The organism is Mycobacterium sp. NGS45 (assembly GCF_059812645.1).
Map to the genome: position 1 here is coordinate 44,810 of NZ_JCALDB010000001.1, position 20,777 is coordinate 65,586.

General features: G+C 67.3%; 20 protein-coding genes. 14 read left to right on the forward strand and 6 right to left on the reverse strand.

All coding sequences use genetic code 11. From position 1 onward, the window contains the following. Positions 1-32 precede the first annotated feature (32 nt). Positions 33-1,595 carry an acetolactate synthase large subunit gene (locus AC5Y3P_RS00175; RefSeq protein WP_500043872.1) on the forward strand — a complete coding sequence of 521 codons (1,563 nt, stop codon included), beginning with the start codon at positions 33-35 and terminating at the stop codon, positions 1,593-1,595. Between the two features lie 7 nt (positions 1,596-1,602). Here the strand turns inward: AC5Y3P_RS00175 and fadD17 are convergent, their stop codons facing one another. Genes fadD17 through AC5Y3P_RS00190 form a run of 3 tightly spaced genes read right to left on the reverse strand, consistent with a single transcriptional unit; the run spans position 1,603 to position 5,447 of the window. Further along, on the reverse strand, positions 1,603-3,147 hold the full coding sequence (fadD17, locus tag AC5Y3P_RS00180; RefSeq protein WP_500044248.1) for a long-chain-fatty-acid--CoA ligase FadD17: 1,545 nt from the start codon (positions 3,145-3,147) through the stop codon (positions 1,603-1,605). Beyond that, positions 3,144-4,253, reverse strand: coding sequence for an acyl-CoA dehydrogenase family protein (locus AC5Y3P_RS00185; RefSeq protein ID WP_500043873.1), 1,110 nt, complete (start codon positions 4,251-4,253; stop codon positions 3,144-3,146). Before AC5Y3P_RS00185 ends, fadD17 begins: the two co-directional genes overlap by 4 nt. A 15-nt stretch (positions 4,254-4,268) precedes the next feature. Then, positions 4,269-5,447, reverse strand: coding sequence for an acyl-CoA dehydrogenase family protein (locus AC5Y3P_RS00190; RefSeq protein ID WP_500043874.1), 1,179 nt, complete (start codon positions 5,445-5,447; stop codon positions 4,269-4,271). A gap of 179 nt (positions 5,448-5,626) precedes the next feature. Between AC5Y3P_RS00190 and AC5Y3P_RS00195 the strand changes: the two genes are divergently transcribed. From AC5Y3P_RS00195 to AC5Y3P_RS00250, 12 genes are all read left to right on the forward strand, one after another. Continuing rightward, complete coding sequence (locus AC5Y3P_RS00195) at positions 5,627-5,818, forward strand: ferredoxin (protein ID WP_500043875.1); 192 nt, start codon at positions 5,627-5,629, stop codon at positions 5,816-5,818. 12 nt (positions 5,819-5,830) lie between these two features. Further along, complete coding sequence (locus AC5Y3P_RS00200) at positions 5,831-6,754, forward strand: 3-oxoacyl-ACP reductase (RefSeq protein ID WP_500043876.1); 924 nt, start codon at positions 5,831-5,833, stop codon at positions 6,752-6,754. Between the two features lie 280 nt (positions 6,755-7,034). Then, positions 7,035-7,799: an MlaE family ABC transporter permease gene (locus tag AC5Y3P_RS00205; protein WP_500043877.1), complete on the forward strand. Its 765-nt coding sequence runs from the start codon at positions 7,035-7,037 to the stop codon at positions 7,797-7,799. Between the two features lie 4 nt (positions 7,800-7,803). After that, positions 7,804-8,658 (forward strand): MlaE family ABC transporter permease, encoded by an 855-nt coding sequence (locus tag AC5Y3P_RS00210; protein WP_500043878.1) that lies wholly within the window; start codon positions 7,804-7,806, stop codon positions 8,656-8,658. Positions 8,659-8,664: 6 nt separating this feature from the next. Continuing rightward, the gene (locus AC5Y3P_RS00215) at positions 8,665-9,864 is read left to right on the forward strand and encodes an MCE family protein (protein ID WP_500043879.1); all 1,200 of its coding nucleotides are present in this window, start codon (positions 8,665-8,667) and stop codon (positions 9,862-9,864) included. Further along, positions 9,864-10,904 (forward strand): MCE family protein, encoded by a 1,041-nt coding sequence (locus AC5Y3P_RS00220; RefSeq protein WP_500043880.1) that lies wholly within the window; start codon positions 9,864-9,866, stop codon positions 10,902-10,904. The genes AC5Y3P_RS00215 and AC5Y3P_RS00220 overlap by 1 nt, the downstream gene beginning before the upstream one ends. Next, positions 10,900-11,949 carry an MCE family protein gene (locus AC5Y3P_RS00225; RefSeq protein ID WP_500044249.1) on the forward strand — a complete coding sequence of 350 codons (1,050 nt, stop codon included), beginning with the start codon at positions 10,900-10,902 and terminating at the stop codon, positions 11,947-11,949. Before AC5Y3P_RS00220 ends, AC5Y3P_RS00225 begins: the two co-directional genes overlap by 5 nt. After that, a complete protein-coding gene (locus AC5Y3P_RS00230; protein WP_500043881.1) occupies positions 11,946-13,361 on the forward strand; it encodes an MCE family protein in 1,416 nt (471 codons plus the stop codon). Before AC5Y3P_RS00225 ends, AC5Y3P_RS00230 begins: the two co-directional genes overlap by 4 nt. Next, positions 13,361-14,539, forward strand: coding sequence for an MCE family protein (locus AC5Y3P_RS00235; RefSeq protein WP_500043882.1), 1,179 nt, complete (start codon positions 13,361-13,363; stop codon positions 14,537-14,539). Before AC5Y3P_RS00230 ends, AC5Y3P_RS00235 begins: the two co-directional genes overlap by 1 nt. Next, entirely contained in the window at positions 14,539-16,224 is a 1,686-nt protein-coding gene (locus tag AC5Y3P_RS00240) for an MCE family protein (protein WP_500043883.1), read from the forward strand. The genes AC5Y3P_RS00235 and AC5Y3P_RS00240 overlap by 1 nt, the downstream gene beginning before the upstream one ends. Continuing rightward, the gene (locus tag AC5Y3P_RS00245; protein WP_500043884.1) at positions 16,224-16,949 is read left to right on the forward strand and encodes an Rv1363c family protein; all 726 of its coding nucleotides are present in this window, start codon (positions 16,224-16,226) and stop codon (positions 16,947-16,949) included. Before AC5Y3P_RS00240 ends, AC5Y3P_RS00245 begins: the two co-directional genes overlap by 1 nt. Further along, on the forward strand, positions 16,949-17,443 hold the full coding sequence (locus AC5Y3P_RS00250; RefSeq protein ID WP_500043885.1) for an Rv1363c family protein: 495 nt from the start codon (positions 16,949-16,951) through the stop codon (positions 17,441-17,443). The genes AC5Y3P_RS00245 and AC5Y3P_RS00250 overlap by 1 nt, the downstream gene beginning before the upstream one ends. Here the strand turns inward: AC5Y3P_RS00250 and AC5Y3P_RS00255 are convergent. Genes AC5Y3P_RS00255 through AC5Y3P_RS00265 form a run of 3 tightly spaced genes read right to left on the reverse strand, consistent with a single transcriptional unit; the run spans position 17,440 to position 19,554 of the window. Further along, complete coding sequence (locus tag AC5Y3P_RS00255; protein WP_500043886.1) at positions 17,440-18,942, reverse strand: alpha,alpha-trehalose-phosphate synthase (UDP-forming); 1,503 nt, start codon at positions 18,940-18,942, stop codon at positions 17,440-17,442. The two genes, AC5Y3P_RS00250 and AC5Y3P_RS00255, sit on opposite strands and share 4 nt — an antisense overlap. Beyond that, positions 18,943-19,107, reverse strand: a complete 165-nt coding sequence (locus AC5Y3P_RS00260) for a hypothetical protein (protein ID WP_500043887.1) — start codon at positions 19,105-19,107, stop codon at positions 18,943-18,945. A 45-nt stretch (positions 19,108-19,152) separates the two neighbouring features. After that, positions 19,153-19,554, reverse strand: coding sequence for an intersectin-EH binding protein Ibp1 (locus AC5Y3P_RS00265; protein ID WP_500043888.1), 402 nt, complete (start codon positions 19,552-19,554; stop codon positions 19,153-19,155). Positions 19,555-19,838: 284 nt separating this feature from the next. Between AC5Y3P_RS00265 and AC5Y3P_RS00270 the strand changes: the two genes are divergently transcribed. Then, positions 19,839-20,774 carry an enoyl-CoA hydratase gene (locus tag AC5Y3P_RS00270; protein ID WP_500043889.1) on the forward strand — a complete coding sequence of 312 codons (936 nt, stop codon included), beginning with the start codon at positions 19,839-19,841 and terminating at the stop codon, positions 20,772-20,774. The last annotated feature ends 3 nt before the right edge of the window (positions 20,775-20,777 follow it).

The window sequence follows — 20,777 nt, forward strand, 5'->3', positions numbered from 1 at the left end:
CTTGCGCGCCCGGCACGCATAGATTGGCAGACGTGAACGGTGCCCAATCGCTGCTCGACACCCTGGTCGCCCACGGTGTCGAGGTCTGCTTCGCCAATCCCGGTACCTCTGAGATGCATTTCGTGGCCGCATTGGATCAGGTGCCGCAGATGCGCGGGGTGCTGGCGCTGTTCGAGGGGGTGGCCACCGGAGCCGCCGATGGCTACGCCCGGATCGCCGACAAGCCCGCCGCGGCACTGCTGCATCTGGGGCCCGGCTTGGGCAACGGTCTGGCCAACCTGCACAACGCGCGCCGGGCGCACACACCGATGCTGGTGGTGGTCGGCGACCACGCCACCGGACACAAACGCTATGACGCCCCGCTGGAATCCGACATCGACGCGGTGGCCGCGACGGTGTCCGGCTGGGTGCGGCGTGCCTCGAGCAGCGCCACGGTCGCCACCGATGTGTCCGCCGCGCTGGCCGCGAGTCAGGCCGGCCTGGTCTCGACGCTGATCGTGCCGGCCGACGTGTCCTGGGACGAGGTGCCGACGACGGCGGCCGCGCAGACCGTCGCTGCGCCGGCGCAACCGGAGCCGGATGGCGCGGCGCTGGCGGCCGCCGCGGCTGCACTGCGTTCGGGGGAGCCGACGGTGATCCTGATCGGCGGCGATGCCACCCGTAGCGCCGGTCTGTCGGCCGCGGCCCGGATCGGGGCGGCCACCGATGCCCGGATCCTGTGCGAAACCTTCCCGGCGCGCCTGGAACGCGGCGCCGGGCTCCCCGCGGTGGAGCGGCTGGGCTACTTCGCCGAAGCCGCGCAGGCCCAACTGGCCGGAACTCGGCACCTGATCCTGGCCGGCGCAGTGTCTCCGGTGTCCTTCTTCGCCTATCCGGGCAAGGTCAGCGACCTGGTCCCGGAGGGTTGTACGGTGCACACGTTGTCCGAATTCCGCGGCGCAGCAACTGCTTTGCAGGTGCTGGCCGATGACCTGGCCGCCGGTGTGGCGGCACCACTGGCGGCACTGCAGCGGCCGCAGCACCCGTTCGGTCCGCTTACCGCGGCGTCCACTGCTGCCGTCATCGGGGCCACCTTGCCGGAGCGCGCGATCATCGTCGACGAGTCGAACACTGCCGGGGTGGGGGTGGCCGCGGCGACCGCAGGCGCACCGGCCCACGACGTGCTGACCTTGACCGGGGGCGCGATCGGCTACGGCATGCCCGCGGCGATCGGGGCGGCGATCGCCGCCCCGGATCGACCGGTGCTCTCGCTGCAGGCCGACGGTGCGGCGATGTACACCATCTCGGCCCTGTGGACCCAATGCCGCGAGAACCTGAATGTCACCACGGTGATCTTCAGCAACGGCGCCTATGACATCCTGCGGATCGAACTTTCTCGGGTGGGCGCCCAGAACGCCGCCACGCCAGGACCGAAGGCGCTCGACCTGCTCGACCTGGGCCGCCCCGCAGTGGATTTCGTTCAGCTCGCGCGGGGCATGGGGGTGCCTGGCCGCCGCGTCGACACCGCCGAACAGCTGGCTGCCGCGCTGTCCGTGGCCTATGCGACCGAAGGGCCGTACCTGATCGAAGCGGTCGTGCCTTCCATGCTGGGTTGACGCTGGGTTAACGCCGTGCCGGCTTGGGGATCGGGTACACCGGATCCGGTCCCGACGTGGCCTCGGCCGAAAGTTGGCGCTTGAGCACCTTGAACGTCTCGGTGCGCGGTAGGGCGCTGCCCACCCGCACGTAAGCCGGCCACTGTTTGGGGCCGAGGTCGGATTGTTCGGTCAAGAACGAGCAGAACCGGTCGACGTCGAAGGCCACCCCTTCGGGCAGCACCAGCGCGGCCATCACCTGGTCACCGACCGCCGGGTCGGGAATCGGGTACACCGCGACCTCGGTGACCTCGGGATAGCGGGCCAGGATTCGCTCGATCGGAGCGGTGCCCAGGTTCTCCCCGTCGACCCGCATCCAATCCCCATGCCGGCCGGCGAAGTACGCAAAGCCGTGCTCGTCGCGGTAGGCGAGGTCGCCGCTGTGGTAGATACCGCCGGCCATCCGCTGCGCCTCGGCTTCGGGATCGTTGTAGTAGCCCCGGAACTGGCCGGGTCCGGTGGTGTTGACCAGTTCGCCCACCGCACCGGGCGGGCATTCCTCACCGGTTTCGACGTCGATGATCGTCACGCCGTCGGGTAGCGGACCCAGCGCCGCGGCCGGGGTGTCCGGGGTGCGGGCGATCGACACGCCGCCTTCGCTGGACCCGAATCCGTCGACCACCTGCACGTCGAAACGCCTGGCGAAACGCTCCAGATCCGGCGGCGCGCCCTCATTGCCGTAGGCGATCCGCAACGGGTTGTCGGCGTCGTCGGGTCGCGGTGGGGTGGCCAGGATGTAGGACAGCGGCTTGCCAACGTAGTTGGCGTAGCTGGCGTCGAAGCGCCGGACATCCGGAAAGAACTGGGAGGCAGAGAATTTACGCCGCAGAGCGATCGATGCGCCGGCGGCGACGGCCGGAGCCCAGCCGGCCATGATCGCATTGGAATGGAACAGCGGCATCGACAGATAGCAGGTGTCGGCCGGGCCGAGGCCGAACCGCTGCGCGAGCATCACACCCGGAAACGCCACCTTCTCGTGCGTGCACCGCACGGCCTTGGGGTCCCCGCTGGTGCCCGAGGTGAACAGCAGCATGAACAGATCGTCGGCGTCCGCCGTCGGGAAGTCCACCACGGCATCACGGTAGGAGTCGAGTTCGGTTGTGAACTCTTGGGATTCGCTGTCGATCACGCCGATCGGGCCCAGCTCGTCGAGGTCGTGCAACTGGTCACGGCCGGTGAGCACCAGCTGACAGTCTGCCTTGGTGGCGTCCCGGGCCAGCGCGGCGCCACGGCGGGTCGGGTTCAGCCCGACCGGCACGATCCCGGTGCACGCCGCGGCCACCAGCAAGGTGGCGAAGAACGGTGAGTTCCCGAGCAGCACGCCGACATGCGGGGGAGCGTCCGGATCGAGGCGTGCGCGCAGCGCCGCACCCAACCGAGCTCCGTCGGCGATGTGCCGGCGCCAGCTGGTGAACTGCACCTGCCCGTCGACGTCCGCCCACTTCACGCCGCGGTCGTCGACCTCGCTCAACGCCGCCAGCAGCGAGGTGACGGTGGGTTGAGTCACGGTCAGACCGGAGTGTCGGCCAGCTGGCTTCCGATTGCCAGCAGTTGGCCGGTGGCACCACCGAGCATGAACTCGGTCTGCTTGGCGGCCAGGAAGTACCGGTGCACCGGATGATCGACGTCGATTCCGACACCGCCGTGCACGTGCACCGCGGTGTGCGCCACCCGATGCCCGGCGTCGGCGGCCCAGAACGCGGCCGTGCGGGCGTCGATGTCGACCGGCAGGCCCTGCTCCAGCCGCCAGGCCGCCTGGGTCACGGTCAATCGCAGCGCCTTGACGTCGATGTAGCCGTCGGCCAACCGCTGGGCCACTGCCTGGAAGCTGCCGATCGGGCGGTCGAACTGTTCACGTTCGGCCGCGTATTCAGCCGTCATCTCCAGCGCCCGGCTCAGCACGCCGACCTGAAATGCACTCAGACCCAGGGCGTGCCGCGGGGTCAACCAGTCCAGCACCGCTTGCCCGGCACCGGTCTGGCCCACCACCCGGTCGGCGCCGACGGCGACGCCGGTCAGTTCCAGGTGCCCGACACTGCCCAGACCGGTGGTGCTCAGGCTGGTCATCGCCACCCCGGGGTCCTGTGCGCTCACCAGGAACACCGTGGTGCCCGAGTCGGTTTCCGCCGGCACCAGGAACGCATCGGCGACCGGACCGTAGCCGACCTGGGTGCGGGCACCGGTGAGCCGGTACCCGGCGCCGTCGGCCTGCGCGGCCACCGGACCCTGACCCATCTCACCGGCCAGCGCCACCGTGAGCAGCTTGCGGCCTGCGATCGCCGCGGTCGCCCAATCCTGCTGCTGGGCCTCGGATCCGAACTCGGCCAGCGCGCCGGCGGCCAGCACCGCCGACTCCAGATACGGCACCGCGGACAGCTGCCGGCCGAGCGCCTCGAACACCGCGGTCTGCTCCAGGATGCCGTAGCCGCCGCCGCCCACGGCTTCGGGCGCCGCCGTCGACACCACGTCGGCGTCGAGCAGTTTGGTCCAGAGGTCCCGGTCGAAACGCTGCTCGACGCCGTCGAGCTCGCGTTGCCGCTCCGGTGTGCACACCGCTTCGGTGATGGCGCGGACCAGGCCGGCAAGATCGGTGGCCGCTTCGGGTGCAGTGAAGTCCATGACAGTTCGCTTTCGTTACCGGTTGGCGCGGGGCAGGCCGAGCGCCACCATCCCGATGATGTCGCGCTGAATCTCGTTGGTGCCGCCGCCGAAGGTCAGGATCAGACAGGACCGGTGCATGCGTTCGATCCGGCCGCGCAGCACCGCTCCCGGGGAGTCCGGACGCAACGTGGCCGAGGTGCCCAGCACCTCCATCAACAGTCGGTAGGCCTCGGTGGCCAATTCGGTGCCGTACACCTTGGCCGCCGAGGCGTCGGCCGGCGACGGCGCGGACTCTGTGGATGCCAGCTCCCAGTTGATCAGCTTGAGCACCTCGGCCTTGGCGTGCACCCGGGCCAGGTTCAGCTGCACCCATTCGGAATCGATGATCCGGTTGCCGCGCACGTCCTTGGTGTTCTGGGCCCACTGCCGCACCCCGTCGAGCGCGACGAAGATCGGTTGCGCCGAGACCAGCGCCACCCGCTCGTGGTTGAGCTGGTTGGTCACCAGCTTCCAGCCCGCGTTCTCCTCGCCGACCAGGTTGGTCACCGGAACCCGGACGTCTTGGTAGTAGGTGGCACTGGTGTCCACACCCGACATGGTGTGCACCGGGGTCCAGGAGAAGCCCTCGGCGGTGGTCGGCACGATCAGCATCGAGATACCGCGATGCTTCTTGGCATTCGGATCGGTGCGCACGGCCAGCCACACGTAGTCGGCGTACGCGATCAGCGAGGTCCACATCTTCTGCCCGTTGATCAGGTAATCGTCGCCGTCACGGACCGCGCTGGTACGCAGTGATGCCAGGTCGGTGCCGGCCCCCGGCTCGGAGTATCCGATCGAGAAGTGCAGATCCCCCGAGGCGATCTTGGGCAGGAAGAACTTCTTCTGTTCCTCGGTGCCGAAGGCCATGATGGTCGGCGCCACGCTGTTGATGGTCAAGAACGGAACCGGGACGTTGGCGATCGCCGCTTCGTCGCTGAAGATCAGCCCGTCCATCGGGGGCCGGGCCTGACCGCCGTACTCGGTCGGCCAGGACAGCGTCAACCAGCCGTCCTTACCCATCTGGGCGACCGTCTCGCGGTACACATTGCCGCGTCCCATTTCGCCGTCGTTGGACGCGAGTGCCTCGGCCCGTTCCGGGGTCATGAGCTTGGTGAAGTAGGCGCGCAGTTCGCGGCGCAGTTCTTCCTGCTCGGGGGTGTAGCCGATTCGCATCGCACGTCCTTACGTCTTGGTGGCTGCGCGCCTGAGGTCACCCTGGGTGTCCTCCTGGTTGTAACACGTTCTAGTCTGGCGGTCCAGAAGGGTGCAAGACTGGCCTGGCGGCATATCCTGGTTATCGACTGGTCGGTGCGAACGCACCACCGCGAAACCGGAACCGGAAGGAGATCGTCATGCAGGTGGAAGTAGACCTGGATCGCTGTGAGGGTAACGCCATTTGCGTGGGAATCGCCCCGGATCTGTTCGAACTCGATGACGATGACTATTGCCACGTGCTGGTAGCGCCGATCCCGGCGGACCGGGAAGAGGCCGCCACCCGCGCGGTCGATGAGTGCCCGCGGGCCGCGCTGAGCAAGAAAGACTAGAGGTATTCGTAAGTGACATCGAATGCGGATGCTGCCGCCGACATCGACCTGACCGGGAAGGTCGCCGTCGTCACCGGTGCGGCGGCCGGTTTGGGCCGCGCCGAAGCCGTCGGACTGGCCCGGGCCGGAGCCACCGTCGTGGTCAACGACATCGCCAAGGCGCTGGACGCCTCCGACGTGATCGACGAGATCGTCGGCGCCGGCGCCAAGGCGGTGGCGGTGGCCGGCGACATCAGCGCGCGTTCGACCGCCGATGAATTGGTCAGCACCGCCGACGGCCTCGGCGGACTGCACATCGTGGTCAACAATGCCGGCATCACCCGGGACAAGATGCTGTTCAACATGTCCGACGAGGACTTCGACGCGGTGCTCGCGGTGCACTTGCGCGGGCACTTCCTGTTGACCCGCAACGCGGCGCAGTACTGGCGCGCGGCGGCCAAGGCCGGCGACGGCACGGTGTACGGCCGACTGATCAACACCTCATCGGAGGCCGGTTTGGGTGGTCCCCCCGGGCAGGCCAACTACGGGGCCGCCAAGGCGGGCATCACGGCGCTGACGGTGTCGGCCGCGCGCGGACTGTCCCGCTACGGCGTGCGGGCCAATGTGATCTGCCCGCGGGCCCGCACTCCGATGACCGCCGAGACCTTCGGTGCGGCACCCGAACTGGCCGAGGGCGAGGTCGACGCGCTGTCGCCCGACCACGTTGTGACCCTGGTGCGGTACTTGGCCTCACCGGCCGCCGAAGTGGTCAATGGTCAGGTGTTCGTGGTCTACGGACCGGCGGTGGGTCTGGTGGCCGCACCGGTGCTCGAGCACAAGTTCATCGCCGACGGCGACGCCTGGGCGCCCACCGACCTGAGTGCGACGCTGTCCGGCTTCTTTGCCGGGCGCGAGCCGGGCCGGATGTTCTCGGCCGTCGGCCTGATGGACGAATGACCGTTTCGAGGGAGCCCGCACCAGGCCGGCCGCGGTGTGAGAGGATACTAGAACACGTTCTAGAATGACCTTCGCCACACCGCCCCTGACCAGCGAAAACCTACTGGCAGATACCAGTATTGAGTCTTTGACACCCTGAACTTGTTCTAGTTACTATGATCCGTCTCACAGAGGTCGACGTCCGAAATCGGGACGGGGAAGGCGCCGGGCGGGAGGCCTATCCAGGCTTCGCCAAGACCCTCGCTGACCAGCCCCGCACACGACGAGAAGGGAACCGAGGTTGATCCAACAGCTCGCGGTTCCGGCTCGGGCCGTGGGCGGCTTCTTCGAGATGTCGATCGACACCTTCTCGGCGATGTTCCGGCGTCCGTTCCAATTTCGGGAGTTCCTCGAGCAGACCTGGATGATCGCGCGGGTCTCGCTGATCCCGACCCTGCTCGTCTCGATCCCGTTCACGGTGTTGGTGGCGTTCACTCTCAACATCTTGCTGCGCGAGATCGGTGCCGCCGACCTGTCCGGCGCGGGCACCGCCTTCGGCACCGTCACCCAGCTCGGTCCGGTGGTGACCGTGCTGGTGGTGGCCGGCGCCGGCGCCACCGCGATCTGCGCCGATCTCGGGGCGCGCACCATCCGCGAAGAGATCGACGCCATGCGGGTGCTGGGCATCGACCCGATCCAACGTCTGGTGGTGCCCCGGGTGCTGGCCTCGACGTTCGTGGCATTGCTGCTCAACGGTCTGGTGTGCGCCATCGGCATTGCCGGCGGCTACGTGTTCTCGGTGTTCCTGCAGGGAGTCAACCCGGGGGCGTTCATCAACGGCCTGACCATCCTGACCGGCCTGCCGGAGCTGCTGCTGGCCGAGGTCAAGGCGCTGCTGTTCGGTGTGGTCGCCGGCCTGGTGGGCTGCTACCGCGGCCTGACCGTGCAGGGCGGGCCCAAGGGTGTGGGCGTCGCGGTCAACGAGACCGTGGTCTACGCGTTCATCTGCCTGTTCGTGATCAACGTGATCATGACGGCCATCGGCGTCCGGGTGCTGGAGCGGTAACGGGATGACCGGATTGGCCAGCTATGACGCCACCGTGCGGTTCCGCCGGTTCGTGACCGGACTGCCCCGGGTCCTCGACAGCCTCGGCGAGCAGGCGCTGTTCTACGGCGAGTCGGTGCGTTACATCCCCAACGCGGTCACCCGCTACCGCCGCGAGACGATTCGGCTGATCGCCGAGATGACGATGGGCACCGGCGCGCTGGCGATCATCGGCGGCACGGTGGGCGTGGCGGCCTTCCTGACGTTGGCCTCCGGTGGCGTGATTGCGGTGCAGGGGTATTCGTCGCTGGGCAACATCGGCATCGAGGCACTGACCGGGTTCCTGTCGGCATTCCTCAACGTCCGGGTGGTCGCCCCGATCGTGGCCGGTATCGCATTGGCGGCCACCATCGGTGCCGGCACCACCGCCCAACTCGGGGCCATGCGGGTCGCCGAGGAGATCGACGCGGTCGAGTCGATGGCCGTGCACTCGGTGTCCTACCTGGTGTCCACCCGGCTGATGGCCGGCCTGATCGCGATCATCCCGCTGTACTCACTGTCGGTGCTGGCCGCGTTCTTCGCGGCGCGGTTCACCACGGTGTTCATCAACGGCCAGTCCGGCGGCCTGTACGACCACTACTTCAACACCTTCTTGGTCTCGAGTGACCTGCTGTGGTCGTTCCTGCAGGCGATCGTGATGTCGATAGGGGTGATGCTGGTGCACACCTATTACGGCTACAACGCTTCCGGCGGTCCGGTGGGCGTGGGCATCGCGGTCGGCAAGGCCGTGCGGACCTCGCTGATCGTGGTCGTTGTCATCACCCTGTTCATCTCGCTCGCCGTCTACGGCGGGTCCGGCAACTTCAACCTCGCCGGGTAGCGGCCGATGAGCAGCGAAACGGCAGCACGTCGACACGTCAGGATCGCAGCAGCGATCCTGCTCAGCCTGATCCTGGCGGCGGCGGTGGTCACCTATCTGGGCTACACCGCCGCCTTCACACCCACCGACACCGTGACCGTGACCGCGCCGCGGGCCGGTCTGGTGATGGAGCAGGACGCCAAGGTGAAGTACCGCGGCATCCAGATCGGCAAGGTCAAGAAGATCGAGCACACCGGCGCGGAAGCCAAACTGACGCTGGCCATCAACCGCTCCGAGATGAAGTACCTGCCCGCCAATGCCGGCGTGCAGATCGCCGGCAACACGGTGTTCGGCGCCAAGTCGGTCGAGTTCTTGATCCCGGACGACCCGCAAGGCTCGATGCAGGCCGGTGCGGTGGTGCACGCCTCCCAGGTGCAGCTCGAAGTCAACACGCTGTTCCAGACCTTGATGGACGTGCTGCAGAAGATCGATCCGGTCAACCTCAACGGCACCCTGTCGGCGCTGGGTGAGGGTTTGCGCGGCAACGGCGACGATCTCGGTGCCGCGCTGGCCGGGGTGAACAGCTATCTGGCGCAGCTGAACCCGAAGTTGCCGGCGTTGGAAGCCGACATCGCCCAGACCGCCGAGGTGGCCGACATCTACGCCGCGGCCGCACCCGATCTGGCCACCGTGCTGCGCAACGCGCCGCAGTTGGCGCGCACCATCGAGGATCAGCAGCACAACCTCAACCGCACCCTGCTGGCCGCAACCGGCCTGGCCAACAACGCCTATGAAACCCTGGCGCCGGCCGCCGAGGACTACGTCGCCGCGATCCAACGGGCCCGGGCCCCGTTGAAGGTGCTCGGCGACTACTCACCGGAGTTCGGTTGTCTGCTCGAGGCCATGGTGACCGCCGCCGACAAGTTCGGCCCGGTGATCGGCGGCACCCGGCCCGGCTTGTTCGTCGCTTCGGGCTTCTTGCCGGGTTCGCCGGCCTACACCTACCCGGAGAGCCTGCCCATCGTGAACGCCACCGGCGGCCCGAATTGCCGTGGGCTGCCCGACATTCCGAGCAAACAGTTCGGCGGTTCGTGGTATCGCGCCCCGTTCTTGGTCACCGACAACGCCTACGTGCCGTACCAGCCCAACACCGAGGTGCAGTTCGACGCGCCGTCCACGCTGCAGTTCCTGTTCAACGGTGCGTTCGCAGAACGGGATGACTTCTGATGAGCGAGAACCGGATCCTGATCAAGGTGGGTGCCTTCACGCTGGCCATGCTGCTGGTGGCGGCCGGCCTGATCGTGGTGTTCGGCGAGTTCCGGTTCGCTTCGGGCAGCACCTATCACGCCAACTTCGAGTCGGCGTCGCGGCTCAAGTCCGGGCAGGACGTGCGCATCGCCGGCGTTCCGGTCGGCACCGTCAAGAGCGTCAAGCTGGCGCCGGACAATTCGGTGGACGTCACCTTCGACGTCAACAAGCGCTACCAGCTCTACACCTCGACCCGCGCGGTGATCCGCTACGAAAACCTGGTCGGTGACCGCTATCTGGAGATCACCTCGGGCAAGGGTGACCTGGTCAAGCTGCCGCCGGGGGCCACCATCGGCCAGGAGAACACCGACCCGGCGCTCGATCTCGACGCACTGCTCGGTGGGCTGCGGCCGGTGCTCAAGGGGCTGGACGGCAACAAGCTCAACGAGGTCAGCAACGCGGTCATCGAACTGCTGCAAGGCCAAGGCGGCGCGCTGGCCGAACTGCTGTCCAACACCAATGCGTTCACCAACGACTTGGCTGCGCGGGACCAGCTGATCGGTGACGTGATCAGCAACCTCAACACCGTGCTCGGCACCATCGACGCCAAGGGTGCGCAATTCGACGCCAGCGTGGATCGGTTGCAGCAGTTGATCACCGGGCTGGCGCAGGGGCGCGACGAGATCGCCGGCGCGATCGGCCCGCTGGCTTCGGCCGAAGCCGACCTGACCGACATGTTGGTCAAGGGCCGCCGTCCGGTGCAGGGCGTGGTGGAGAACCTGCGGCCGTTGATGAGCGAGCTGGACAAGCGCAAAGAGGACGTGAACGCCACGCTGGATCCGCTCGCCGAAAACTACCTGCGGCTCAATGCACTCGGCGCCTACGGCTCGTTCTTCAACATCTTCTACTGCTCGGTCCGGTTGAAGATCAACGGACCAGCCGGCAGTGACATCCTGATTCCGTTCGGTGGACCGCCGGACCCGTCCAAGGGGAGGTGCACTCCTGACCCGGACAATTGACGGTTCCAATCCCGTCCGCACTGGAATCTTCGGCATCGTCGTGGTGGCCTGCCTGGTCTTGGTCTCGTTCGGCTACACCGGATTGCCGTTCTGGCCGCAAGGCAAGTCCTACGACGCGTTCTTCGCCGACGCTGCCGGCATCGCAGCCGGCGACGACGTCAACATCGCCGGCATCAAGGTCGGCCACGTCGAGTCGATCGAATTGGCCGGTACCGCCGCCAAGGTCAGCTTCACCGTCGACCGCAACGTCAACGTCGGCGACCAGTCGCTGGTGGCGATCAAGACCGAAACCGTGCTGGGTCAGAAGTCGCTCGAGGTCAAGCCGGCCGGCGGCGGCACCGACACCGTCATCCCGCTGGGCCGCACCACCACGCCCTACACCCTGGGTACCGCGCTGCAAGATCTCGGTTCCAACACCCAGGCCTTGGACAAGCCGAAATTCGAAGAGGCGCTGCAGGTCCTGACCGATGCGCTGCACGACGCCACCCCGCAACTGCGTGGCGCACTCGACGGGGTCACCAGCTTGTCGCGCGCGATCAACACCCGTGATCAGGCACTCGGCGAGTTGCTGAACCATGCGCGGTCGGTGACCACGACGCTCGGCGAGCGCGCCGAGCAGGTCAACCAGCTCATCGTCGACGGCAACCAGCTCTTCGCCGCACTGGACCAAAGGCGACAGTCGATCTCGACGTTGATCGCCGGCATCGACGAAGTGTCCGAACAACTTTCCGGCTTTGTCGCCGACAACCGCAAGGAGTTCGGACCGGCGTTCGAAAAACTCAACCTGGTACTGGACAACCTCACCAGCCGGCGCGAGCAGATCAGCGACGCGCTGGCCCGGCTGCCCGGATACGCCACCGCGCTCGGCGAAGTGGTGGGCTCGGCGCCCGGCTTCCAGATCAACCTGTACGGCCTGCCACCGGCCACCATCGCCGAGGTGTTGCTGGACACGGCTTTCCAGCCCGGGAAGCTGCCGGACAGCCTTGCTGACTACCTGAAGGGCCTGCTGGCCGAACGCGTGATCATGAGGCCGAAGTCGCCATGACCGAAACCAACGGCCGCAAACGCGGCGTCCTGATCGGGCTGGCGGTCGCGCTGGCTGTGGCCTTGGTGGCCGGGTTGGTGCTGCTCTGGCCCGGCCGCGGGACCTATCAGGTCCGTGGCCTGTTCACTTCCGCGGTGGGTATCTATCCCGGTGACGACGTTCGAGTGGTCGGCGTGCCGGTCGGCACCATTGACTCGATCGAGCCGCGCGCCGAGGACGTCTTGATCACCATGTCGATTCGCGACGACGTCAAGGTGCCCGCCGATGCGCAGGCCCTGATCGTGTCGCCGAACCTGGTGGCCGCGCGCTTCATTCAGCTCACCCCGGCGTTCGATGCCGGTGCGCCGGACGGTGGTGGCGAGGTGCTGACGCAGGGCGCCACCATTCCGGCCGAACGCACCGCCGTGCCGGTGGAATGGGATGAAGTCAAAGAGGAACTCACCGCACTTGCCCGCACCCTCGGCCCCGCCGAGGACGGGTTGCAGGGACCGCTGAGCAAGGTCGTCGACCAGGCCGCCAGCACCTTCGACGGCAACGGCGACTCGTTCCGCAACGCGCTGCGGGAACTGTCGGCAACCGCTGGGCGCCTTGGTGATTCGCGCACCGACCTGTTCGGCACCATCAAGAACCTGCAGATCCTGGTGAACGCGCTGTCATCGAGCAACGAACAGATCGTGCAGTTCTCCAACCACGTCGCCTCGGTGACCCAGGTGTTGGCCGAGAGCACCACCGGACTGGACGGCACGCTGGGCACCTTGAACCAGGCGCTCACCGACCTGCGGGGGTTCCTGGACGAGAACAACGACTCCCTGGTCGGCTCGGTGAACAAACTGACCGACCTGACCAACATCACGCGTGAGCAATCTGACGACCTGGAACAGGTCCTGCACGTGACACCCAATGGCCTGGCCAACTTCTACAACATCTACAACCCGGCCCAGGGCAGCGTGGGTGGTGTGCTGTCGCTGCCCAACTTCGCCAACCCGGTGCAATTCATCTGCGGTGGCGTCTTCGACACCGGCACCACGGCCAACGCCGACAACATCAAACGCGCCGAACTGTGCCGCCAGCGGATGGGCCCGGTGCTGCGCCGGATCACGATGAACTTCCCGCCGGTGCTGTTCCACCCGATCAACAGCATCACGGCCTACAAAGGCCAGATCATCTACGACACCCCGGCCACCGAGGCCAAGTCCCAGACCCCGGTGCCGTATCTGCAGTGGCAGCCGGCCCCGGGCGTCACGCCACCGGTGATTCCACCCGGCGCCACCCTCGGTGACCTGGTGTTGCCGCCGCCGGCGGTGGAAGGCCAGATCTCGCCCGGACCGCCGCACATAGTGGGCAGTGGTCCGGCACCCGGCCCGGCACCGGATCCGGTGGCCGCGCCCGCGACTCCGGAAGGTGGTGGCTGATGCGGTTGGCTCCCATCGCGCGGATGGGCCGACTCACGGTGGCGCTCGGCAGCACCGCGGCAGTTCTGGCCGGCTGCTCGTTCGGCGGGTTGAACTCGTTGAACATGCCGGGCACCAAGGGCCACGGCGCGGGTTCGTTCACCATCACCGTCGAGTTGCCCGACGTTGCGACCTTGCCGCAGAACTCACCGGTGATGGTCGACGACGTCACGGTCGGCAGCGTTTCGGGTATCGACGCCATCCAGCGCCCGGACGGCACGTTCTATGCCGCGGTGCAGGTTTCGCTGGAGCCGGGCGTGCAGTTGCCCGCCAATGCCACCGCGCAGGTCGCGCAGACCTCGCTGCTGGGTTCCCAGCACCTGGAATTGGCCGCGCCGGCCGACGGCGGCGACGAAGGCCGACTGGTCCAGGGCTCCACCATCGGCATCGACAACGCCGGGCGCTACCCGAGCACCGAGGAAGTGCTGTCGTCGCTGGGCGTGGTGGTCAACAAGGGCAATCTCGGTGCGCTGCAAGACATCACCGATGAGGTGTATGCGGCGGTGGCGAACCGCTCGGGTTCGTTCACCGGTTTGATGCCCCGGCTGGTGGAACTCACCAGTTCGTTGCGTGGCCAGACCGGCGACATCATCCGGGCGATGGAGGGTCTCAACCGGCTGTCCACTGAGTTGGCGTCGAACAAGGAGGCGCTGGCCGACACGCTGGAAACGCTGCCGGCCGCGCTGAAGGTGCTCAACGACAACCAAGCCAACATCGTCGACACCTTCGCCGCGCTGGGCCGGGTGGGTGCGGTGGCCGCCGACGTGCTGGCCAAGACCAAGGACGACTTCGCCGCGGACTTCAAGGACCTGTACCCGGTGATCAAAGAGTTGGCCGACCACGCCGACTACCTGGTCTCGGGTTTGACCTTCATCCCGACGTTCCCGTTCGACCGTCGCTATCTGCGCAATGCTGTGCGCGGTGACTACCTGAACGTGTACGCCACCTTCGACCTGACGTTGCGGCGGTTCGGCGAATCGATGTTCACCACCTCCGCAATCGATCCGAACATGAAGCACATGTCCGAGATCCTGAACCCGCCGGACTTCATCATCGGTTCGATGGCCAACCTGTCCGGTCAGGCCGCTGATCCGTTCAAGATCCCGCCGGGCACCGTCGCAACCGAGGGAGGTGGCTGATGCTCTCTCGTCTCACCCGGATCCAGCTGGCCATCTTCTCGGTCGTCACGCTGCTGACCGTCGTCGCGATCGCGGTGTTCTACCTGCATGTGCCGGCCAAGCTGGGGATCGGCTCCTACCAGGTGGCGGCGCAGTTCGAAACCGGCGGCGGGATCTACCAGAACGCCAACGTCACCTACCGCGGTGTCACCGTCGGCCGGGTCGAATCGGTCGGGCTGGCCGAGAACGCCGTCGTCGCCAGGATGCGACTGAACAGCAACACCCCGGTGCCGGAGAACGTCACCGCGACGGTCAAGAGCGTGTCCGCGGTCGGTGAGCAGTACATCGACCTGGTGCCACCCGAGCAGCCGGCCGCCGCGCGGCTCGGCGACGGCGCGGTGATCACCCCGGACCGCACGTTCGTCGGTCAGGACATCGTCGGTCTGCTCAAACAGGCCGATGCGCTGGTGAGTTCGATCAGCAACAGTCGACTGCAGGACGTGCTGCGGGAAGCGTTCCAGGCGTTCAACGGCTCCGGCCCCGAGCTGGCCCGGATGCTGCAGTCGGCCCGGCTGCTGGTCGACGAGGCCAACGCCAACTACGACCAGACCGCGCAGTTGATCGACCAGGTCGGCCCGTTCCTGGACGCCCAGGTACGTAGCGGCGACGACATCCAATCGCTGGCCAACGGACTGGCCCGGCTGACCACCGAGTTCAACAACGCCGACCCGCAATTCCGCACGTTGCTGGCCAACACCCCGGGTGCGGCCGACCAGTTCAACGAGACGTTCACCGGCATCCGGCCCAGCTTCCCCATGCTGGCGGCCAACATGGCGAATTTGAGCCGGATCGGCGTGATCTACCACCGCTCGATCGAACAGGCCCTGGTGATCTTCCCGGCCCTGATCGCCGGTCTGATCACGGTGGCCGGCGGGGTGCCGCCGGACGAAGGCGCCAAACTGGACTTCAAGGTCGACCTCGGTGATCCGCCGCCGTGCCAGGTGGGGTTCATCCCGGCCACCGAGATCCGCTCGCCGGCGGACCTGACGGTGCGCGAGCTGCCCAAGGATCTCTACTGCAAGACCGCGCAGAGCGATCCGACCGTGGTGCGCGGTGCGCGTAACTACCCGTGCATGGAGTTCCCGGGCAAGCGAGCACCGACGGTGCAGTTGTGCCGCGATCCGCAGGGTTACGTCCCGATCGGCAGCAACCCGTGGCGCGGGCCGCCGATCCCGTACGGCACACCCATCGAGGACGGCCGAAACATTCTGCCGCCCAACAAGTTCCCGTATATCCCGCCGTCGGCAGAGTATGATCCGGGCAACCCGGTGGTGCAGTTGCCGCCCGGTGAGGTCTCCGGTCCGGGACCGGCGCCGCACGCGCCGTTCCCGTTGCCGTATCCGCCCAACGACAACCCGCCGGCGCCCAACTGGCCGTTCTTCGCGCCCGAGGATCAACTGGTGCCGCCGTACGCCCGGCCCGCGCCCCCGGCGGACCCCGCCGCCCCGGCCGCAGAACAACCGGCTCCGGCCGAACCCGGGCCGCTACCCGCCGAGGCCGGGCAGCCGCAGGCCAGTGCGGGCGCGTACGCTACCTACGACCAGAACGGCAAGTTCGTCGATCCGGTGACCGGCGAAGTCGGCATCCTGGAGCACCGGCCGGCCGAGAACTGGGTCGACCTCATGCTGGATCCAAGGCAGGTTTGATGGCGGACAACACGACTTCGGGGTCCGATGCGGCCACGAAGCCGGTGCGTCGGCGCGCGTCCCGCGCGGCCGGGCCGACGTCGGACAACCCCGCTGCGGCCACCATCACGACCCGCAGCGAGCCGAGCAGCGAAACCGAACTCGGCCCCGACGTGACGGTGCCCTCGGCGAGTTCGCGCAGCTCGCCGGTCTCCGCCGCCCGCCGCCGGCCCAACGCCACCGCGGCTGCAGTGGCGGCCGTCGGGCTCGGTCTGGTGCTGGCCGCACTGCTCGGTGCGGCGGTGTTGTTCCTGGGCTGGCAGCAGAACGAGACGGACCGCCAACAGGCCCGGGAACAGCGGTTCGTCGACACCGCCAAACAGACCGTGACCAACATGTTCACCTTCACCCAGAACGATGTGGACGAAACCGTCAACCGGTTCGTCGACGGCACCAGTGGCCCGCTGCGGGACAAGATGAGCCAAGGCAACAACGTCGACAACCTCAAGGCACTGCTGCGCGATTCGCAAACCAGTTCGGAGGCGACCTTCGACGGTGTCGCGCTCGAGCAGGTCGACCCGGAAGTCGATCAGGCTGCCGTGTTGCTGGCCGTGCACGTCACCCCCACGGACATCAACGGCGTCAACCGGCCGTCGCAGAGTTTCCGGATGCGGATCATCGTGCGCGAAGACGACAACGGGCGGATGACCGCCTACGACCTGATGTATCCCGAGGGTGGTAACTGATGCCCCGGTTGCTGCGCGCCCTGGGTGTGGCATTGGTGGCCTTCACCGTCGCTGCCCTGGTGGTTCTGGGCGGGGTGGCGGGCTGGCTGTACTGGGGCCGGATGCAAACGCATGCCGCGGAGGTGACGGCCGCCGAGTTGGTGCCGTTGGCCGAGCAGAACGTACCCGAGGTACTCACGTTCGACTATCAGAACGTGGAACGCCGGATGATCGAGGCTCAGCCGTTGCTCACGCCCGATTTCCGGCAGGAGTTCGAGCAACGCGCCAACACCGAGATCATCCCGCAGGCCCGCGCCGGTGAGGTGGTCAGCCAAGCGCACACGGTGGGCGTCGGCGTGCTCGAAGCCGAGCGCAACTCCGGTACCGTCCTGGTGTTCTTGAACAGCGCCATCACCGACAAGTCCAAGCAGACGGTGCACCGCGGCAGCCGGCTGAAGGTCAGGTTCGAAAAACTCGACGGCAAGTGGCTGATCGACTCGATCAACCCGATCTAGACCGAGTCGGCCGATTCCTCTGGCTGTCCCGACGGACTGGGGTTCCGATCGGCCAACGCGTCCAGGAACGACCTGGCCCACAGGTCCACATCGTGGGTCAGCACCTGGCGGCGCAACGTGCGCATCCGGCGTCGGCCTTCTTCGGGCTCCTGTTCCAGCGCCGCCTGGATGGCGTCCTTGACATTGTCCAGGTCGTGCGGATTCACCAGGTAAGCCTGCCGTAATTCGGCTGCGGCACCGGTGAATTCGGACAGCACCAGGGCGCCGCCGAGGTCACTGCGGCAGGCTACGTACTCCTTGGCCACCAAGTTCATCCCATCGCGCAGCGGAGTCACCAGCATCACGTCGGCGGCCACGAAGAAAGCGATCAGCTCGTTCCGCGGGACCGGGCGGTGTAGATACTGCACCACCGGGCGGCCGACTTCGCCGAACTCGCCGTTGAGGTGACCGACTTGGCGTTCGATGTCGCCGCGCATCGCGCGGTAGCTCTCCACCCGCTCCCGACTGGGGGTGGCCAACTGGACCAGCACGGTGTCCTCGCTCTTGGCGCGACCTTCCTCGAGCAACTCGGTGAAGGCGTCCAGTCGGACGTCGATGCCCTTGGTGTAGTCCAGTCGGTCGACGCCGAGCAGGATCTTGCGTGGGTTGCCCAACTCGGCGCGGATCTCCCGGGCGCGACGGCGGATGGCGCGGTCGCGTGCGGTGGCATCCAGGGCGGCCGAGTCGATCGAGATCGGGAATGCGCCCACCTTGACGGTGCGGAACCCGACTTGCACCTGGCCGAACTTGGAGCGCACCCCGACGGCTGCGCGGGTGGTGTTGCTGCCGATCAGGCGGCGGGCCAGGAACAGGAAGTTCTCCGCGCCGCCGGGCCGGTGAAAGCCGACCAGGTCGGCGCCCAGCAGACCCTCGGTGATCTCGGTGCGCCACGGCATCTGCATGAACAGCTCGACCGGCGGGAACGGGATGTGCAGGAAGAACCCGATGGTCAGGTCCGGACGCAGCATCCGCAGCATCTTGGGCACCAGTTGCAGTTGATAGTCCTGCACCCAGACGGTGGCGCCGTGCGCCGCGGCCCGCGCGGTGGCCTCGGCGAACCGGCGGTTGACCTGGACATAGCGTTCCCACCAGCGCCGGTGATAGATCGGTTTGACGATCACATCGTGATACAGCGGCCACAGGGTGGCGTTGGAAAATCCTTCGTAGTACTCGGCTATGTCCTGCTCGCTCAACCGCACCGGGTAGAGCCGAAGCTCCTCTTCGAGCAGTGGGTCATCGATCTCGTCGACGTCGTCCTCGGCGATGCCGGCCCAGCCGATCCAGGCGCCCTGACGTTTGCGCAGCAAAGGCTCCAGGGCGGTGACCAAACCACCCGGGCTGCGCTTCCAGGTGACGGTCCCGTCAGGATGGCGCTCCATGTCGATGGGCAACCGATTGGCCACCACGACGAAGTCGGAGGCGCCGACGTCTGCGCGACTGCCCTGCTCGGGCGCCGTCATTTAGGCCTCTAGCTTCGACGGACCAATGCCGAGCATGGAAAGGAACACCCGACACTCATCGGCGTCGGTCGCGTAGGCGGCCACCACGCGCCGAGCCTGGCTCGCCGTATCGTCGGCAAGTGGTTCGACGTCGCCTAGTTCGGCGGAATCAGATTTTGCGGGCATGATCCAACCTTAGGCGACGCCCCCGGTTGCGTCACGCTCCGCTGATTACGGGCTCGACGACAGCGTGGAGTGCGGGTGCACGATCGGCATCTGGCCGGCCTCCGACTCCTCCAGGCCGATGCACTGGCCCGGGTTGTTGCAGGGCACCCCGTCGATCTCGGGGACGCTGAACTGACTTCCGGGTGTGGACGGCGTGATCTGGCCGGCATCGTTGGGGGTCGCCACCACGGGCGCCTGCACGGTCACCGTGGGATGGTGCCCGCCCGCAACGTTGGGCGACAGCTCCGGGATGCAGTGGTGGGTGTAGACGTCCTCGGCCTCGCCGGCGGGGCAGGCCAGGGCGGCACCGGGGGCCGGTTGCGACAGCACCGTGGCAAACGGTGCGGCAGCGGCCGCGGCCGCGAACATGCCGACGCCCAAGGCGCGCCGCAAAGGTGAGGAAGACATGTGCTGGGGTGTCCTTTCGATTGGGGAATCGCTGCTGGTCTGGTGATCGCTGCTGGCTGTTGGAGCCCCGGACGGCCTGGCGGGCATAGGTCGTGGTGGGCGCACCTCGACTGCGGGGGACATGGGCACGCGCTTTCTTCCGGGCGAATTCGGGTCGTCGCTGGTGGCAATGCTAGTACGGCAACGCCCGAATGCGCTCGGGATGCGGATCGAGCGGGCGGGTCCGGGCTGCTTTCGCCAGGGTCGAGAGTTTACGACTGCGGGCGTGGACGTAAAGTGCAACCATGGCCCGGCCCGAAGAGTTCAACCCGACTTCCACCAACGGTGACGCCCCCGAATTCGTCTCCTACGAGACGCTCGACGACGGGCGAATCGCCCGGATCTGGCTGAACCGGCCCGAAGAGCACAACGCGCAGAACCGCACCCTGTTGGTGCAGCTCGACGATGCGTTCCGGCGCGCCGAGGCCGACGACGAGGTCAGGGTGATCATCCTGGCCGCGCGCGGCAAGAACTTCTCGGCCGGTCACGATCTGGGCTCCGAGGCCGCGCTGGCCGAGCGCACCCCCGGCCCGACCCAGCACCGCAGCTACCGGCAGGACGGCGCGACCCGGGCCAGCATGACCGAGACGCTGTACCTGCAGGAATGGCACTACTACTTCGAGAACACCTCCCGCTGGCGGGATCTGCGCAAGATCACCATCGCCCAGGTGCAGGGCAACGCGATCTCGGCCGGACTGATGCTGATCTGGGCCTGCGACCTGATCGTGGCCGCCGACAACGCCAAGTTCAGCGACGTGGTGGCGGTCCGGCTCGGCATGCCGGGTGTCGAGTACTTCGCGCACCCGTGGGAGTTCGGGCCGCGCAAGGCCAAGGAACTGCTGCTCACCGGTGACAGCCTGGACGCCGAGGAAGCCTACCGGCTCGGCATGGTGTCCAAGGTGTTCCCGGTCGACGACCTTGAGGACAAGACCTTGCAGTTCGCCCGGCGGATCGCTGATCGGCCCACCATGGCCAGCCTGTTGATCAAGGACTCGGTCAACGCGGCCTCGGACGCCATGGGCTTCGCCGAGGCGTTGCGGCACGCGTTCCACATCCACGAACTCGGGCACGCGCACTGGTCGACCAAGAACGAGAACCGCTTCCCGGTTGCGCAGCCGCCGGACGTCGAAGACTGGCGCACCGCCAAGCGGACCGAACCGGCCCGCAAGGATGTGCCCTGACGC